Origin of the sequence: Bradyrhizobium sp. STM 3809 (assembly GCF_000239795.1) — a bacterium.
Lineage (GTDB): Bacteria > Pseudomonadota > Alphaproteobacteria > Rhizobiales > Xanthobacteraceae > Bradyrhizobium.
Map to the genome: position 1 here is coordinate 1 of NZ_CAFJ01000564.1, position 15,906 is coordinate 15,906.

The window sequence follows — 15,906 nt, forward strand, 5'->3', positions numbered from 1 at the left end:
GTTTAGCTGCATCGCAACATCAGCGCTTCTGCATCGCAACAATCTCTTCTATGTTCATTTCAACGATGAGGTTCCCACGAAGAACTGAATCGCGAACTAAAGGAGATTTCTCATGTTGCTCTCGCTCATCCGCATGGTCCAGGCGTTCCGTGAGTATCAGCGCAACGTTGCCGAGCTGTCGCAGCTCAGCGATCGCGAGCTCGCCGACATCGGCCTCGACCGTTCGGACATTCCGCGCGTTGCCGCCGGAAACTACAACGGCTGATCAGCCTGCTTCCGATAATCCACCGGACATCGCCCGCCTCGCTGCGGGCGTTGCCGTTTTTGGGCTGGCCGTCCGCTGCCACACACCCGCGGTTTCTGGCGCAGTCGGTCACTCGCGCATTTGCACCGGTCGGGAAAAGCGCTACCTGTCCCGCGATGACAGGGACCAAATCACCTTCAAGTACCGTCCACGTTGTCGGTGCCGGCCTCGCCGGCTCCGAAGCCGCCTGGCAGCTCGCCGAGGCCGGCATCGACGTGGTGCTGCACGAGATGCGGCCGGACCGCATGACCGAAGCCCACCGGACGGCGACGCCGGCCGAGCTCGTCTGCTCGAACTCGTTCCGCTCCGACGATGCCGCCAACAATGCCGTCGGCCTGCTGCATGCCGAGATGCGGCGGCTCGGCTCGCTGATCATGCGGGCCGCTGATGCCAATCAGGTCCCGGCCGGTGGCGCGCTCGCGGTCGACCGCGACGGTTTTTCAGCGGCCGTTGCAAGCGCCCTGGAAGCCCATCCGCGCATCGAGCTCCGCCGTGGCGAGGTCACCGGCTTGCCGCCGGCAGAATGGACCAGCGTCGTCATTGCCACCGGCCCCCTCACCTCGCAGCCGCTCGCCGACGCGATCCGCGGCCTCACGGATGAGACCGCGCTCGCCTTCTTCGACGCCATCGCGCCGATCGTGCACAAGGACACGATCGACATGTCCAAGGCCTGGTTCCAATCGCGCTACGACAAGGTCGGCCCGGGCGGCACCGGCGCCGACTACATCAACTGTCCGATGACGCGGGAGCAGTACGACGCCTTCGTCGCGGCGCTGCTCGCCGGCGAGAAGACCGACTTCAAGGAATGGGAGACCAACACCCCCTATTTCGACGGCTGCCTGCCGATCGAGGTGATGGCGGAGCGCGGCCACGAGACCTTGCGGCATGGTCCGATGAAGCCGGTCGGCCTGACCAATCCGCACAATCCGACCGTCAAGCCTTACGCCATCGTGCAGCTGCGTCAGGACAACAAGCTCGGCACGCTCTACAACATGGTCGGCTTCCAGACGAAGCTGAAATACGGCCCGCAGCAGCAGATATTCCGTACGATTCCCGGGCTGGAGAATGCGGAATTCGCGCGGCTCGGCGGCCTGCACCGCAACACCTTCCTCAATTCGCCGAAGCTGCTCGACCACGAGCTGCGCTTGCGCGCACAGCCACGGCTGCGCTTCGCCGGGCAGATGACGGGCTGCGAGGGTTATGTGGAGTCGGCGAGCATCGGCCTCATCGCCGGCCTCTACGCCGCCGCTGAGGCGCGTGGCGGAAGTCTCGCGGCGCCGCCGCCGACCACCGCGCTCGGCGCCCTGCTCGGCCACATCACCGGCGGCCACATCGAGACGATCGACGGCGCGACGCGCTCGTTCCAGCCGATGAACATCAATTTCGGCCTGTTCCCGCCGCTGGCGGTCGCTCCGACCAAGAAGCCCGACGGCACGCGGCTGAAGGGCAACGAGAAGACGGTGGCCAAGAAGCAGGCGTTGAGCGCCCGGGCACTGGCGGATCTCGACCGCTGGATCGCCGAGCATCTGCGCGTCGCGGCGGCTGCGTGAGCGTACGATGAGCTTGCCCAAGACCGACACCGCCTTACTGGCGTCGCGCTGGAGCGAGGGCGTGCTGCTCAAGCGCGACGTGTTCTCGACGGTCGAGCGCGGCCGCTTCAAGAGCGACACCGGCGAGGTCGACGCGGTGCTGCGCCGGCTCGACGAGGTGCCCTGGTGGTCCTTCGTGCTGGCGCGGCATCTGTTCGCCCGGGAGCGCAAGGCGCTGGCCCGCGCCAAGGGCCTCGATGCCGGCCCCGATCTTTTGTGGGCCGGTGACCGCGCGCTGGTGCGCGGCTTCATCAATGGCGTGGCGCTGCATCTGGCGAAGCCGCACGGCAATGTCGCCTATTTCCGCTCGGCCAAGCGGATGATGCGGCGGCTGCACCGCGCCGGAATCACGCACAACGACCTCGCCAAGGAGCAGAACTGGCTGGTCGGCCATGACGGCCATTGCTACGTCACCGACTTCCAGCTCGCCGCCTGCTTCGAAAGCCGCACCCGGCTGTTCCGGATCGCGGCCTACGAGGATCTGCGCCACCTCCTCAAGCACAAGCGTACCTACGCGCCGGAGGCGCTGACGGCGAAGGAGCGCAAGATCCTGGCGCGCAAGTCGCTGTTCGCGCGCATCTGGCTGATGACCGGCAAGAAGGTGTACCGCGCGATCACCCGCGGCATCTTCAACTTCACCGATCGCGAGGGCGGCGGCCGGCGTCTAGTGAATGACGCGCCCGTGCTGATGGATCTGATCCGCAAGAACCCGTCGGTGCGGGACGCTGCGATCGTTGCCTTCGCCGACCGCCGCACTGGCGTAGGTCTCTATGCCTTCGTCGAGGCGGAGCAGCCGGCACTCGAGTCTCAATTGCAGAACGAGCTGGCCTCCGCCAAGGGGCCAAAGCCGCCGGAGCACATCCAGGTCGTCCACGCGCTGCCGCGCGACGCCAACGGCCGGCCACGCACCGAGCTCTTGCAACTGGTAGCGATGAACCAGATTGACCTGATCGAGCCGATGATCACGAGCGACAGCGACCGCGCCTTCCTGAAGGACATTCTCGATTCACGAAAGAACCTGCGCGACCGGTTCAATTTCGAGGCGGATCTGAAGCTGCCATCGGCGTGAGAGTACGAGACTTCAAAGACCGCCCGCGCTAGTCTGCGGCGCCCATCATCATCGGTCGGGAGGATTTGGCCATGAACGTTGAGACCCGCATGCACCCAGCCTCCCAGCCATCATCGCTCGAGATCGTTCCGACGGGCGCGCAACTCGGCGCCGAGATCCGCAACGTCGATCTCCGCCATTTCGACGATCGGGCGTTCACGTCGCTGCTCGGCGCCTTCCATGATTATTCCGTGCTGCTGGTGCGCGGACAGAGCCTGACCGACCAGGACCTGATCGCTTTCAGCCGCCGCTTCGGCGATCTGGACTTCGCACCGATCCAGGAAAACGGCCGCCGCTTCGTCGAAGGCCTGCCCGAGATCTACATCGTCTCGAACGTCAAGGTGAACGGCGAGGCGATCGGCAGCCTCGGCGCTGGCGAAGCCGTGTGGCACACCGACATGTCGTATCTCGACACGCCGCCGATCGCGAGCGCGCTGTATGCGCTGGAGATTCCGCCCGCCGGCGGCAACACCTCGTTCTGCAGCATGTACGCCGTCTACGATGCGCTGCCATCCGACCTTAAGCACCGCATCGCCGATCTCAAGATCAAGCACGACGGCACCTACAACAGCGGCGGCTTCGTCCGCCAGGGCGTGACGCCGACCGATGATCCCCGCACGTCGCCCGGCGCGGTCCATCCGCTGGTCTGCACGCATCCCGAGTCGGGCCGGCAGATGCTCTATCTCGGACGCCGCCGCAATGCGTACCTGATGGGACTGGAGCTCGCCGAGTCGGAGGCGCTGCTCGACACGCTCTGGACCTATGTCGCGCGGCCTGAATTCGCCTGGGAGCATGTCTGGAAGGTCGGCGATCTCGTCATCTGGGACAATCGCTGCACCATGCATCGGCGCGATCCGTTCGATGATCATGCCCGGCGAATCATGCATCGGACTCAGATCAAGGGAACACAACGCCCGCAGTGATTCGTTCGCATGGCGCATGCGCCTGCCCGAGCGGCAGAATGCCTGCGATCGAGTCGCAAGTTGCTCGATATTTCTCCGCGCAATGCCTTGAAGAGTCCAACTTCTGACTCAGAGCGACAGAGTGTGCCGACAATCGGCAGATCGTGCCGCGATCCTTCCGCGAATTGCCTCCGAGCCGAAACAACCCCGACAAATTACAGTGGTTGATTGGCAGCGCTGGTGAAACTGGGAGACGACGCACGTGAGTCACAGAAGCAACGTCGCGCGAAGCGCCGAAAGCAGCCTCGTCCAGGTGTTCCCGACCGGAAAGGCGCTGGGTGCCGAGGTCTGCAATGTCGACCTGCGGTCCTTCGACGACTGGGCGTTCGCCTCCTTCATGCGTGCGTTGCTCAAGCACCAAGTCCTGCTCGTGCGCGGCCAGCGTCTCAGCGAGCGCGACATCGCCGCGTTCAGCCGCCGCTTCGGTCATGCCGATCTGCACTATACATCGCCCGGCGCCCTGCTCGGCGACAGCCTGTCGTTCTGCAGCCTCTACGCGGCGTATGATGCGTTGTCGCCGGCGCTGCGCAGCCGCGTCGCGCATCTCAAGGTTCGCCATCGCACGATCGACACCGCCGATGATGGCCGCCGCACCATCGTCGCGGGCCCGGTGCACCCGCTGGTCGGCCTGCATGCCGACACCGGCCGCTCGATGCTGGCGCTTGGCCAGCGCCGCCATTCCTATGTCGTCGGCCTCGAGCAGGACGAATCCGACGCGCTGCTCGACGACCTCTGGCAGCTGGCCGAACGTCCCGAGTTCAGCTGGACTCACACCTGCCGCGGCGGTGATCTCGTCGTGTGGGACACCCGCTGCACGATCCACCGGCACGAGGCGCCGGACATGCCGCGCCTGCTGCATAGCCCACCGCTGTGGAACGCGATGCCGACCGCCTGACGCGGCTCTCCCTTCAACGACCGCGAAAGCTCGTCGTTCTGGACGCGCGCCACAGCGTCCAGAGCGTCGCGAGGCGCGACCGCGGCTGCGGCTGGAACGGGTCGCCCGCATCGCGCCCGGCGCGTGTGAGATCACGCCGGACGAGCGCGAGCGGCAGCAGCGCCGGTCGCGCCGCAGGCGGCGCCTCACGTGCCAATTGCAGGGTGTGATCGAGGTGCTGCCGGGCCTGTGCGCGCAGCTCCGCCAGCATGGCCCGGATCGCCGGCGTGGTCTTGCCCGCGAACACCTCCTCCTGCGGCACGCCGTGCCGCTCGAGCAGGTCGAGCGGGACATAGAGCTGCCGGTGCGCGGCGTCCCGCGGCAGCGAGGCGATGACCTGCAGAATACCGAGCGCAGTGCCGGCGTGATGCGCGACGTGGTCCGCGCCCTCGAACGGCGGCGCCATGATCCGAGCGGCAAGCGCAAACAGCGTCCCGCGCGTGTCGCCCAGATAGCCGTCCAGAGCGGCCATGGTCGGCATCGGGTCGTTGTAGAGGTCGAACTGATGCTCGTCGATCAGGCGCGTCAGCCGGTCGACCGGCAGCGCGAAGCGTTGCACGGTCGAGAGCAGCTCGGCGGCGACCGGGTTGCCCTCGATGCCGCCATGCGCCTGCCCGCTCAGCGCATCGTGCCACCATTGCAGACGAACCTCGCCTGGCAGCGGCTGCGAGACGAGGTCGCGGATGCGGCTGATCTCGACGTTGAAGGCAAACAGCGACAGCAGCGCGCGCCGGATGTCCGGCGCAACGAACAGCGTCGCGGCATAGCGGTCGAAGTCATGCTCGCGAACCAGGCTCGCGCAGAACGCAGCGTCGCTGAAGGCACTCGTCTCGGTCATGGCACCGCGATGAGCGCGGCCGCCACCCGCCGCCGCTCGCCGATCATGACATTGTAGGTGCGGATGGCCGGCCCGGTCTGCATCGCATCGAGCACGACGCTGACGCCGCGCAGTGCAGTTCGCAACGCGCCCGGGGGAATCCAGACCTCGTTTCCGGTGCCGACGATCAGCGTATCGATCCTGTTCGCCGCGTCGAACACGCGCTGCAGCGAATAGCGGTCGATCTGGCCCGGCTGCGTGACGTCCCACGCCCAGATCGAATCCGGCAGGCACAGCAGCGATCCGCGATGCGACATGCCGGCAAAGGCGAAGCCGCCCTTGCCGTAGCCGTCGATCGATGCGGACCGCGGGAAATGCGGTGTGTCGTTTGCAGTAGCCATGTCCGAGATCAACTTCCTGCCTCTGGGGATGATCCAAAGGCAAGCGTCCTTCGAATCACGGGGTTTTCTTCTTCGCCGCCGGCTTTTCGTCCTGCGCCTCGGCACGCATCGCGTGCACGCCGAGATAGATCAGGATTGGAGATGCAATGAAGATCGAGGTGTAGGTGCCCACCAGCACGACGCCGAACATCATCACGGCCGTGAAGCTATGGATTGCCGGGCCGCCAAACAACAGCAGGGCGAGCAGCGCCAGGGTCACGGTGACGTGGGTGATGATCGAGCGCGACAGCGTCGAATTGATCGACTCGTTGAGCAGCTGCGGCATCGGCATCTTCTTGTACCGGCGCAGCATCTCGCGGATCCGGTCGTAGATGACGACGGTGTCGTTGAGCGAGTAGCCGAGAATGGTCAGCAGCGCCGCGATGCTGGTCAGGTCGAAGTCGACCTGGCTGATCGACATGAAGCCGATCGTCAGCACGATGTCGTGGACGTTGGCGATCATGGCGCCGAGCGCGAACTGCCATTCGAACCGGAACCAGAGATAGATCAGGATCGAGACGATCGCGAGCATCAGGCCGAGCAGTCCCACGGCCAGGAACTCGCCGGAAACGCGCGGACCCACGACCTCGACGCGGCGATATTCGACGGAGTCGCCGATCGCCGCCTTCACCTTGTTGGCGGCCTCCTGCTGCGCGGCATCGCCGCCGGGCTGCTCCGCCACGCGGATCAGGACCCCCTCCGGGCCGCCGAACTGCTGCAACTGCACCTCGCCGAGGCCGAGCGTCGACAGCGTCGCACGCATTCCGGCGATGTCGGCGGTACCCGACTTGGCGCGCACCTCGATCAAGGTGCCGCCGCGGAAGTCGATGCCGAGGTTCAGCCCGTGGGTGAAGAACAGCACGATCGCGAGGATCGACAGCGCCGCGGAGATCGGAAAGCTGATGCGGCGGAACTGCGTGAAGTCGAAATGCGTGTCGTCGGGCACGATGCGCAGCGACGGCAGCAGGCCGAGCGCGCTGACCACCGTCAGCACCGCGATCAGGATGCCAAGCCCGATGAGAACCCAGTGTGTCACAATAGCTCCTAGATTGGCACGCTTTGCGGCCGCTTCCACCGCACCCACCACGCGACGATCAGACGGGTCAGCGTGAACGCGGTGAAGACCGTGGTGAGGATGCCGATGCCCAGCGTCACGGCAAAGCCGCGCACCGGGCCGGTGCCGATGTAGAACAGCACGGCGGCGGCGATGAAGGTGGTGATGTTCGAGTCCATGATGGTCGCGAGCGCGCGCTTGAACCCGGCGTCGATCGCCGAGATCGCATTGCGGCCGCCGCGCAGCTCCTCGCGGATACGCTCATAGATCAGCACGTTGGAGTCGACGGCGATGCCGACCGTCAGCACGATGCCGGCGATGCCCGGCAGGGTCAGCGTCGCATTCAACAGCGACAGCAGGCCGAAGATCATGGCGACGTTGACGACCACGGCGATGTTGGCGAACACGCCGAACAGCCGGTAGGTCACCAGCATGAACACGACGACCAGGATCGAGCCGACATAGGAGGCGAGCTCGCCCTTGGCGATCGAATCGGCGCCGAGTCCGGGACCGACGGTACGCTCCTCGATCACCGTGAGCGGGGCCGGCAGCGCGCCGGCGCGCAGCAGGATCGCGAGCTCGTTGGCGGACTGCACGGTGAAATTGCCGGAGATCTGGCCCGAGCCGCCCGTGATCGGCTCGCGAATGACCGGCGCCGAGATCACCTTGTTGTCGAGCACGATGGCGAAGGGCTGGCCGACATTCTCGGTGGTGGCCTGCGCGAACTTGCGGGCGCCGGCCGAGTTGAAGCGGAAGGTGACGATCGGCTCGTTGGTGCGCTGGTCGAAGCCGGTCTGCGCATCCGAGAGATCCCCGCCGGAGACCAGCACCTGCTTCTTCACGACATAGGGCTGGTTCGGCGGCGAGGCGCTCTGCAGAACCTCGGAATCCGGCGGCACCCGCCCCTGCAGGGCCTGCTCGGGCGACACCGTGGTGTCGACCATGCGGAATTCCATCTTCGCGGTGCGGCCGAGCAGGTTCTTGAGCTGGGTCGGATCCTGCAGGCCCGGGACCTGCACCAGGATGCGGTCGATGCCCTGGCGCTGGATCACCGGCTCGACGGTGCCGAGCTCGTTGACGCGGCGCTCGACGATCTGGATCGACTGCTCGATGGTCTGGCGGATGCGCTCGGTGATTGCGGCCTGTGAGATCGTCAGCCGGATCACGCCGTTGCCGGCGTCACTGACCTCGAGGCTGCGCTGTCCGCTGGAGCCCAGCAGCCCGCCGAGCGGCTGCGAGAGATCGCGCAGCTTGGACAGCGCCGTGCCGACCTCGGTATCCTTGGTGATCTTGACCTCGACGCCGTCGCCCTTGCTCGTCAATCCGGTGTAGCCGATCTTGGCGTCGCGCAGCACGCGGCGAACGTCGTCACGCACGGCATCCAGCCGCTCCTTCTTGATGTAGTTTGAATCGACCTCCAGAAGCAGAGAAGAGCCGCCCTGCAGGTCGAGGCCGAGCACCAGCCGCCGCTGCGCCCAGGTCGGCCAGGTCTTAACCGTCGCTTCGGAGAAGAAGTTCGGCACCGCGCACAGGCACACTATGAGCGCCGTGAGGATGATGCCCAGCGCCTTCCACCGCGTGAAATACAACATGGAGGTTGTCCGTAAGGGCCGCATTCGGCCCGGGAAATCAAAACATCAGACGAGGGCCGGCGTTGCGCCGGCCAGGCCGCGATCAGCTCGCCGCCTTCTCGTCCTTCTTGTCGTCAACCTTGGCCGGCTCGCCCTTGGTGCGGACGCCCGTGATCATCTGGCGCATCTGGCGGACGCGGACGCCGTCGGCGATCTCGAATTCCACCTGGTCGTCGTCGACCACCTTGGTGACCTTGCCGACCAGGCCGCCCTGGGTCACGATGGTGTCGCCGCGGCGGACGTTCTTGACGAGATCGGCGTGCTCTTTGACCTTCTTCTGCTGCGGCCGCAGGATCAGGAAATACATGATCACGAAGATCAGCGCGAACGGCAGCAGCGACATCAGCATGCTGTTGGTATCGCCAGCGCCGGCGGCCTGGGCATAGGCAGGGGTAATCAGCATGCGGTCGATCCTCGTGGGCCAGCGCCCGGTGAGACGGAAATAGCCGGCGAACCACGCTGATCTCGGCGCGGGCCGGCCTCTTGCGAATTTCGCGCGGAATATAGCGGCCGCGGTCCCAATAGCAAGGCGCCCGGCCCCCTGATTTCGCCCCGCTTGCGGCCGTCGGCGAGGCCCGATATGGCTGCCCCTTCAGGAACTTGCAGCATGTCGAAAAAACCAGCCAAAGCCCCCTCCCGCGTACCCGCCAAAACCGTGTTCAGGCCGATCGCCAAAGGCCCCAAGGCCGCGGTACACAAGCCGCCAAAGGTCGCGGCAAAACGTCCCTCCAGTGTCCCGGCCGATGAGGCGCCGGAGCGGATCGCCCGCGCGCTGGAAGCGATCGCTGCGCATCTGGCCGCAACCACGGCGCGTGCCGCGCCCGCTCTCGATCTGAACGCGGCCGATGCGTTCGTCTGGCATCCGGACGGCCGGCTGTCGACGGTGCCGCGCGTCAGCCGCGTCGAGATCGATCTGCTCAAGGGCATCGACCGGATGCGCGACATCCTGATCGAGAACACCGAGCGCTTCGCCAACGGCCTGCCCGCCAACAACGCCCTGCTGTGGGGCGCGCGCGGCATGGGCAAGTCGTCGCTGGTGAAGGCCGCGCACGCCACCATCAACGTCGCGCGCAAGCCAGCCGACCGGCTCAAGCTGATCGAGATTCATCGCGAGGACATCGAGAGCCTGCCGGCGCTGATGGACATCCTGCGCGCCGCGCCGTTCCACTTCATCGTGTTCTGCGACGACCTGTCGTTCGACGGCAACGACGCGTCCTACAAGTCGCTCAAGGCCGTGCTCGAGGGCGGCATCGAGGGCCGGCCGGAGAACGTCATCCTCTACGCGACCTCCAACCGCCGCCATCTGCTCGCGCGCGACATGATCGAGAACGAGCGCTCGACCGCGATCAATCCCGGCGAAGCCGTCGAGGAGAAGGTCTCGCTGTCGGACCGATTCGGCCTGTGGCTCGGCTTCCACCGCTGCAGCCAGGACGAATATCTGGCGATGGTCCGGGGCTATTGCAGCCATTTCAACATTGCCGTGGCCGACGAGACGTTGGAGCGCGAGGCGCTGGAATGGGCCACGACCCGCGGCTCACGCTCGGGCCGCGTCGCCTGGCAGTTCACGCAGGATCTGGCAGGCCGGCTCGGGGTGCGGCTGAGCGCGAAGTAAGGCGAGCTTCGCCAGCCTCATCCCTCGGTCATGCCCCGCGCAGGCGGGGCATCCAGTCCGCCGAGGCGGTCGTGAGCCTCGATGAGCCGGTGTCTACTGGATCGCCCGGTTTGCGGGCGATGACCAGCGAGCGTCTGGCAATCAGCCCGCGTCAAACTCCGTCATTGCGAGCGCACTGCGCTCGCAATGACGCTTGCTGCAACATCGCGCCAAATTAAAAAGGGCTCGCCGATCGGCGAGCCCTCGAACTTCAGGACAAAGGGCGTCGATGTCTTATGCGCCATTCAGGAATTGCAGCGGGTCGACCGGGGACGATCCCTTGCGGATCTCGAAGTGGAGCTGCGGCGATCCGACTTCTCCCGATTGCCCCGATTTGGCAATGACCTGGCCACGCTTGATCGGATCTCCGCGCTTCACCATCAGCTCGCTCGCATGGGCATAGGCGGTGACATAGCCGTTGGAATGCCGCACCAGGACCAGATTGCCATAGCCCTTCAATTCATTGCCGGCGTAAGCGACCACGCCATCCTCGGCGGCCTTCACCGGCGTGCCCTCGGGCACCGCGATGTTGATGCCGTCATTGGCCTTGCCGTTGGTCTTGGCGCCGTAGCTCGTGATCACCTTGCCGCGCGCCGGCCAGCGGAAGGTCGGCAGCGAGCTGGTGGTCTCGGCCGGACGCGCCGGCTCCTCCTCCTTCTCGGGCGCCGGATTGGCCTGGGCGAGACGCGCGCTCTGCACCGGACCGGCAGCCGTCGCCACACGCGTCGTCGGGGCCGGCGCGGGCACGGTCGCAACCGCCTGGGGAACGGCTGCGACCGGTGCCACGGGCGCAGCAACCGCTGCAGCCTTGCCAGGGACGGTCAGCCTGGCACCGAGCTTCAGAGGTGACGCCTGATCGAGATTGTTGGCGCGCGCGAGTTCGGCCGTCGACACGTGATTCTGACGTGCGATGCCGGCCAGCGTGTCGCCGCGATTGACGAAGTGGACGGTGGACGGCGCAGCGGGGGCTGCCATGGCAACCGGCTTCGGCGCGACCATGGGAGCCGCTGCAGCAACCGGCGTTGCGACCGGCTGCGCCGCCGGGGCTGCCGCGACGGCGCCCGGATGCGGAATGATCAGCTGCTGGCCCGGCGACAGCGCGCGCGGCCCCTTGTAGCCGTTGGCGGCCAGGATCTCGGCCGGGGTCACGCGATAGCGCTTGGCCAGCACATCGAGCGTGTCGCTGGTGCCGACGATGATCTTGGTGCCACCCGCCGGACGCGCCGCGGCGACCGAGCGCGGCGCGACGGCGCCGGTGGTCTCGAGCTGCGGCTGTGCCGGCGCTGCATAGGCATGGGTTGCCGGCGGCGCATAGGCTTGTGGCGCCGGGACCGATGCGGGTGGCGCGTAGGAGGCGACGCCGCGTCCGCCACCGGACACGCCGGCACCCCCGCCGGACGGATAGGATTGCGGCGCCCCGACCGCAGGCGGCGGCAGCGCGGATGATGAATAGGCCGGAGCCGGAGCCGGCGGGGTATAGGGCTGGCTGTACTGCTGTTGGCGCGGCGGCTGCGCCTGAACCGAGCCGGTCGAGTCCGAAGCAAAGGGATTGGAGAATGGATTTTGCGTCTGCGACAGCCGCGTCGACATATCGGCGCTGCAGCCGGCGACGCCGAACGACATCAGCGCCAGCGCCGCGACTTGCGGCAGGCGGCGCGAGCGAAGCAACTCGACGGTCGTGGGCATGGTTACTCACTCGTACGCAACAAACAACGAATTCGAGTAAACACAGCCGCGGTAAATAAGCGCTTAAGCCGCGAATAAAGCGTTGTGGGACCTGCTGATCCGCAGCTTCAGAGTTCGCGTGCAATCCCCGGAATTGCCGGCACAAAACGGACGTCGACGAGTTCCTTGCGCTCGACACGATCGCCCGTCCTGATCACCCGGACGAGCCTCTGGACGCCGTGATGAGGCCCGACCGGCGCGATCAGGATACCGTCCGGCTCGAGCCGGTCGAGCAGGCTCTGCGGGATCTCGTCCATCGCCGCGGTCACGATGATGCGGTCGAACTGGCCGGCCCCGGGCGGCAGCGCGTAGCCATCGCCCAGCATCACCTCGACGTTGAAGCAGTTCAGCTTCTCCAGCCGCTCCCTCGCCGTATCGGCGAGGGTGCGGAAACGCTCGACCGTCAGGACGTGGTCGGCCAGTCGCGACAGGACCGCCGCCTGGTAGCCCGAGCCGGTGCCGATCTCGAGCACGCGATGGCTCTTCTGCAGCTTGAGCTGCTCCGTCATGTAGGCCACGACGAAAGGCTGGCTGATGGTCTGGCCGCAGGCGATTGCCATCGCGCTGTCGCGATAGGCGTCGGCGCGGTCCCCCGGCAGGACGAATTCCTCCCGCGGCACCTCCTCCATCGCGCGCAGCACCGCCTGGTCGCTGATCCCCCGCCGACGCAGTGTCAGCTGAAACATCATCTTTTCGGGTGGAGCGGTCGGGGGCATCGCGATGTCGGTCGTTGGTGTAAAGCCAATCTAGACGGCGCCCTGCCGTTGCGCATCGGTTTTCATGGGCACCTGCGGCAAGTACGGTGACGTCGGATCAGGGTGCCGAAGTCTCTGCCTTTCGAAAACCGTTCCGGGCGAGGAACCAAGGTCGCTCGAATTCGTTCACCTTCGGGGCGGTTTTGCCCACGCCGCAGGGTTACGGCATGCCAAGTCGACGTTGTTGACGTTGCGCGATAAGCCGTTATTTGCGACCGTCAATTTCGAGTACGGGCAAGGACTGACATCATGACTGCACCGCGGCCGCCGCGCGGCTCTGTGTTTCTGGTTGAAGACGAAGTCATGATCAGGATGATGGTGGCCGACATGCTCGAAGAGCTCGGCTACACCGTCGCCGCCGAGGCCGGCGAGATCGGCGAGGCCATGAAGCTCGCCGAGAGCACCTACTTCGATGTCGCGATCCTCGACGTCAACGTCAACGGTAAGGTCATCTCGCCGGTGGCCGATCTCATCAAGGCGCGCAGCCGGCCTTTCATCTTCGCCACCGGCTACGGCTCCTCGGGATTGCCCGAGGAGTACCGCGACCGGCCCGCCCTGCAGAAGCCGTTCCAGCTCGAGACGCTCGGGCGGGCGCTCGAATATGCGCTGCGCGGTGCCGAGCCGCAGCAATAAGCGGACGGCTCAACCCAGGATTTCACCGAGCTTCCCGGAGAACGCCTCGTCGGTGCGATCGAGGCGCAGCGGCGTCACCGACACGTAATGTGCCGCCAGGGCTGCCAGATCCGTTCCCTCCTCGGGCACATCGAGCGCCGCAGCGCGGTCGAAGCCGATCCAGAAATACGGATTGCCGCGCCCGTCGCGGCGCTCGTCGACCTTCAGGAAGCCGAGATTGCGTTTGCCCTGGCGCGTCACCACGATGCCCCGGACCTGATCCGGAGCGCAGGACGGGAAGTTGACGTTGATGACGGTGTTCTTCGGCACGCCGGCGTCGAGCACCTTGCGCACGATCTGCGGGCCGAATTTGAGCGCCGTGTCCCAGGATGGCTTGTCGCGGGTCGCGATTGAGAACTCCTGCGACAGCGCAAACGACGGCAGCCCGAGGATGGTGCCTTCCAGGGCGCCGGCGATGGTACCGGAATACACGACGTCCTCGGCGACGTTGCGGCCCTTGTTCACCCCGGAAAGCACCAGATCCGGAAGCTTCGCGCCGAGAATGTGTCGCGCGCCCATGATCACGCAATCGGTCGGTGTGCCGCGCACCGCGAAATGCCGTGGGCCGACCTCGCGTAGCCGCAAGGGGTCGTTGAGCGACAGCGAGTGCGACACGCCGGACTGATCGAGCTCCGGCGCCACGATCCACACGTCGTCGGACAGAGCGCGCGCGATCTCCTCGATGACCTTGAGGCCCGGGGCATGGATCCCGTCGTCATTGGTGCAGAGAATCCGCATGGCCAGCCTTCCATCCCGTTCAGGTCGATTGCCGGGGTGTCTTATCTGCTGCGCAGCATCGAGGCAAACTTGGCCGGCTCAACCGTTTATGGCCGGATGCGCCACTGCGGCAGGAACCGCGCGAGCTTGCCCTGGGTCTCCAGTTGCCGCGACACGGCCGCAGGCGCCGATGCGTCCGAGGCTTGCGGGGAGATCGGCGGCGATGCTTCGGGCACGGCGCGCGGCGGCGGGGCGGGAAACCTGGTCCGGGCGACAGTCAGGGCTTTCTCGAAATCGGCTCCATTGAACCAGGCCTGGCCGCGCAGGGCATCGAACAGGTCTTCATTCCACACCGCTGCGCGATCGACGTCGAAGGCCCCCTTGAGGCGCTGGTCGACGGCCTGGATGCCGGAGCCGGTCACGGCCCATTGCCGTCCGATCCAGAAGATATCCCGATGCAGGGCCATGATGCCGGTTCTGAAACGCGCTTGCTGGCGGAACCGGAGGATACGATCCGCCAGTCGCGGCGCAATTGCGGCGACCGGCCTCGATGCAATTTACCGCGCCGCTATGACTTGGCGGCAACGACCTTCAGGCCACCCATGTACGGCTGGAGCACATCCGGTACGGCAATCGAGCCGTCCGCCTGCTGATAGGTTTCCATGACCGCGATCAGCGCGCGGCCGACCGCCGTGCCCGAGCCGTTCAATGTGTGCACGAAGCGCGGCTTGCCGTCGCTGGCGCGGTAGCGCGCATCCATGCGGCGGGCCTGGAAGTCGCCGCAGACCGAGCAGCTGGAGATCTCGCGGAAGGCGCCGCCATCGCCCTGCCCGGGCATCCAGACCTCGATATCGTAGGTCTTCTGCGACGAGAACCCCATGTCGCCGGTGCACAGCGTGATGACGCGATAATGCAGGTCGAGCCGGCGCAGCACCTCCTCGGCGCAGGCCAGCATCCGCTCGTGCTCGTCCTTGCTCGTCTCCGGCGTCGTGATCGAGACCAGCTCCACCTTGGTGAACTGATGCTGCCGGATCATGCCGCGGGTGTCGCGCCCCGCAGCGCCCGCCTCGGCACGGAAACACGGCGTCAGCGCCGTGAGCCGCATCGGCAGCTCCTTCTCGTCGACGATCGATTCGCGCACGAGGTTGGTGAGCGCGACCTCCGCGGTCGGGATCAGGCCGAGCCGCTCGGTCTTGAGACGCTCGTCGGGCGCGATGAGCAGTTCGCCCCTCACCGCCCAGAACTGATCGTCCTCGAATTTCGGCAACTGCCCGGTGCCGAACATGACGTCGTTGCGCACCAACAGCGGCGGATTGACCTCCGTGTAGCCATGCTCGGTGGTGTGCAGGTCGAGCATGAACTGCCCGATCGCGCGCTCGAGCCGCGCCAGCCCCTTTCTCAGCACGACAAAGCGCGCGCCGGACAGCTTGGCTGCCGATTCGAAATCCATGCCGAGGGCCGCACCGATGTCGTCATGCGGCTTGGGCGCAAAGGCGTAGTTGCGCCGGGCGCCGAACACATGACGCTCGACATTGTCGTGCTCGTCC

Annotated in this window: 17 protein-coding genes; 7 read left to right on the forward strand and 10 right to left on the reverse strand. The window is 66.2% G+C overall.

The features are described from left to right. The first annotated feature begins 112 nt into the window (after nucleotides 1–112). The 5 genes from BRAS3809_RS35170 to BRAS3809_RS25660 all read left to right on the forward strand — a co-directional run bounded on the left by BRAS3809_RS35170 (nucleotide 113) and on the right by BRAS3809_RS25660 (nucleotide 4,858). Nucleotides 113–265, forward strand: coding sequence for a DUF1127 domain-containing protein (locus tag BRAS3809_RS35170; RefSeq protein ID WP_083839170.1), 153 nt, complete (start codon nucleotides 113–115; stop codon nucleotides 263–265). A gap of 155 nt (nucleotides 266–420) precedes the next feature. After that, entirely contained in the window at nucleotides 421–1,854 is a 1,434-nt protein-coding gene (gene trmFO / locus BRAS3809_RS25645) for a methylenetetrahydrofolate--tRNA-(uracil(54)-C(5))-methyltransferase (FADH(2)-oxidizing) TrmFO (protein ID WP_008964932.1), read from the forward strand. Between the two features lie 7 nt (nucleotides 1,855–1,861). Next, nucleotides 1,862–2,962 (forward strand): serine/threonine protein kinase, encoded by a 1,101-nt coding sequence (locus BRAS3809_RS25650; RefSeq protein ID WP_008964933.1) that lies wholly within the window; start codon nucleotides 1,862–1,864, stop codon nucleotides 2,960–2,962. Nucleotides 2,963–3,033: 71 nt separating this feature from the next. Beyond that, the gene (locus tag BRAS3809_RS25655; protein ID WP_008964934.1) at nucleotides 3,034–3,924 is read left to right on the forward strand and encodes a TauD/TfdA dioxygenase family protein; all 891 of its coding nucleotides are present in this window, start codon (nucleotides 3,034–3,036) and stop codon (nucleotides 3,922–3,924) included. 241 nt (nucleotides 3,925–4,165) lie between these two features. Further along, on the forward strand, nucleotides 4,166–4,858 hold the full coding sequence (locus tag BRAS3809_RS25660) for a TauD/TfdA dioxygenase family protein (protein ID WP_008964935.1): 693 nt from the start codon (nucleotides 4,166–4,168) through the stop codon (nucleotides 4,856–4,858). Between the two features lie 13 nt (nucleotides 4,859–4,871). On the opposite strand, the gene BRAS3809_RS25665 is transcribed toward BRAS3809_RS25660, so the two are convergent. The 5 genes from BRAS3809_RS25665 to yajC all read right to left on the reverse strand — a co-directional run bounded on the left by BRAS3809_RS25665 (nucleotide 4,872) and on the right by yajC (nucleotide 9,242). Further along, a complete protein-coding gene (locus BRAS3809_RS25665) occupies nucleotides 4,872–5,735 on the reverse strand; it encodes a phytoene/squalene synthase family protein (protein ID WP_008964936.1) in 864 nt (287 codons plus the stop codon). After that, complete coding sequence (locus BRAS3809_RS25670; protein WP_008964937.1) at nucleotides 5,732–6,115, reverse strand: Mth938-like domain-containing protein; 384 nt, start codon at nucleotides 6,113–6,115, stop codon at nucleotides 5,732–5,734. The genes BRAS3809_RS25665 and BRAS3809_RS25670 overlap by 4 nt, the downstream gene beginning before the upstream one ends. 55 nt (nucleotides 6,116–6,170) lie before the next feature. Further along, nucleotides 6,171–7,190, reverse strand: coding sequence for a protein translocase subunit SecF (gene secF / locus BRAS3809_RS25675; protein ID WP_008964938.1), 1,020 nt, complete (start codon nucleotides 7,188–7,190; stop codon nucleotides 6,171–6,173). Nucleotides 7,191–7,198: 8 nt separating this feature from the next. Next, a complete protein-coding gene (gene secD / locus BRAS3809_RS25680; RefSeq protein ID WP_008964939.1) occupies nucleotides 7,199–8,800 on the reverse strand; it encodes a protein translocase subunit SecD in 1,602 nt (533 codons plus the stop codon). Nucleotides 8,801–8,882: 82 nt separating this feature from the next. Continuing rightward, nucleotides 8,883–9,242, reverse strand: coding sequence for a preprotein translocase subunit YajC (gene yajC, locus BRAS3809_RS25685; protein ID WP_008964940.1), 360 nt, complete (start codon nucleotides 9,240–9,242; stop codon nucleotides 8,883–8,885). 204 nt (nucleotides 9,243–9,446) lie between these two features. On the opposite strand from yajC, the gene BRAS3809_RS25690 reads away from it, so the two are divergent. After that, nucleotides 9,447–10,451 carry an ATP-binding protein gene (locus tag BRAS3809_RS25690; protein WP_008964942.1) on the forward strand — a complete coding sequence of 335 codons (1,005 nt, stop codon included), beginning with the start codon at nucleotides 9,447–9,449 and terminating at the stop codon, nucleotides 10,449–10,451. Nucleotides 10,452–10,724: 273 nt separating this feature from the next. Here BRAS3809_RS25690 and BRAS3809_RS25695 read toward each other — a convergent pair whose 3' ends face one another. Together BRAS3809_RS25695 and BRAS3809_RS25700 are read right to left on the reverse strand one after the other, a co-directional pair. After that, the gene (locus BRAS3809_RS25695; protein WP_008964943.1) at nucleotides 10,725–12,176 is read right to left on the reverse strand and encodes a LysM peptidoglycan-binding domain-containing M23 family metallopeptidase; all 1,452 of its coding nucleotides are present in this window, start codon (nucleotides 12,174–12,176) and stop codon (nucleotides 10,725–10,727) included. 107 nt (nucleotides 12,177–12,283) lie between these two features. Further along, on the reverse strand, nucleotides 12,284–12,931 hold the full coding sequence (locus tag BRAS3809_RS25700; RefSeq protein WP_170323327.1) for a protein-L-isoaspartate(D-aspartate) O-methyltransferase: 648 nt from the start codon (nucleotides 12,929–12,931) through the stop codon (nucleotides 12,284–12,286). A gap of 288 nt (nucleotides 12,932–13,219) precedes the next feature. Between BRAS3809_RS25700 and BRAS3809_RS25705 the strand changes: the two genes are divergently transcribed. After that, entirely contained in the window at nucleotides 13,220–13,603 is a 384-nt protein-coding gene (locus tag BRAS3809_RS25705) for a response regulator (protein ID WP_008964945.1), read from the forward strand. Nucleotides 13,604–13,612: 9 nt separating this feature from the next. On the opposite strand, the gene surE is transcribed toward BRAS3809_RS25705, so the two are convergent. The 3 genes from surE to serS form a co-directional block, all read right to left on the reverse strand. Beyond that, complete coding sequence (surE, locus tag BRAS3809_RS25710; RefSeq protein WP_008964946.1) at nucleotides 13,613–14,380, reverse strand: 5'/3'-nucleotidase SurE; 768 nt, start codon at nucleotides 14,378–14,380, stop codon at nucleotides 13,613–13,615. An 86-nt stretch (nucleotides 14,381–14,466) separates the two neighbouring features. Further along, a complete protein-coding gene (locus BRAS3809_RS25715) occupies nucleotides 14,467–14,826 on the reverse strand; it encodes a hypothetical protein (protein WP_008964947.1) in 360 nt (119 codons plus the stop codon). Nucleotides 14,827–14,927: 101 nt separating this feature from the next. Beyond that, nucleotides 14,928–15,906: serine--tRNA ligase (gene serS / locus BRAS3809_RS25720; RefSeq protein ID WP_035658570.1), on the reverse strand; the 979-nt coding region annotated here is incomplete at its 5' end.

Excerpts from the sequence above, each read along its gene's own strand:
- BRAS3809_RS25665 (WP_008964936.1), bottom strand. The coding sequence starts at position 5,735 with ATGACCGAGACGAGTGCCTTCAGCGACGCTGCGTTCTGCGCGAGCCTG.
- BRAS3809_RS35170 (WP_083839170.1), top strand. The coding sequence starts at position 113 with ATGTTGCTCTCGCTCATCCGCATGGTCCAGGCGTTCCGTGAGTATCAG.
- BRAS3809_RS25655 (WP_008964934.1), top strand. The coding sequence starts at position 3,034 with ATGAACGTTGAGACCCGCATGCACCCAGCCTCCCAGCCATCATCGCTC.
- BRAS3809_RS25715 (WP_008964947.1), bottom strand. The coding sequence starts at position 14,826 with ATGGCCCTGCATCGGGATATCTTCTGGATCGGACGGCAATGGGCCGTG.
- BRAS3809_RS25695 (WP_008964943.1), bottom strand. The coding sequence starts at position 12,176 with ATGCCCACGACCGTCGAGTTGCTTCGCTCGCGCCGCCTGCCGCAAGTC.
- BRAS3809_RS25690 (WP_008964942.1), top strand. The coding sequence starts at position 9,447 with ATGTCGAAAAAACCAGCCAAAGCCCCCTCCCGCGTACCCGCCAAAACC.
- BRAS3809_RS25670 (WP_008964937.1), bottom strand. The coding sequence starts at position 6,115 with ATGGCTACTGCAAACGACACACCGCATTTCCCGCGGTCCGCATCGATC.
- secD (WP_008964939.1), bottom strand. The coding sequence starts at position 8,800 with ATGTTGTATTTCACGCGGTGGAAGGCGCTGGGCATCATCCTCACGGCG.
- BRAS3809_RS25705 (WP_008964945.1), top strand. The coding sequence starts at position 13,220 with ATGACTGCACCGCGGCCGCCGCGCGGCTCTGTGTTTCTGGTTGAAGAC.
- surE (WP_008964946.1), bottom strand. The coding sequence starts at position 14,380 with ATGCGGATTCTCTGCACCAATGACGACGGGATCCATGCCCCGGGCCTC.
- trmFO (WP_008964932.1), top strand. The coding sequence starts at position 421 with ATGACAGGGACCAAATCACCTTCAAGTACCGTCCACGTTGTCGGTGCC.
- BRAS3809_RS25650 (WP_008964933.1), top strand. The coding sequence starts at position 1,862 with ATGAGCTTGCCCAAGACCGACACCGCCTTACTGGCGTCGCGCTGGAGC.
- yajC (WP_008964940.1), bottom strand. The coding sequence starts at position 9,242 with ATGCTGATTACCCCTGCCTATGCCCAGGCCGCCGGCGCTGGCGATACC.
- BRAS3809_RS25700 (WP_170323327.1), bottom strand. The coding sequence starts at position 12,931 with ATGCCCCCGACCGCTCCACCCGAAAAGATGATGTTTCAGCTGACACTG.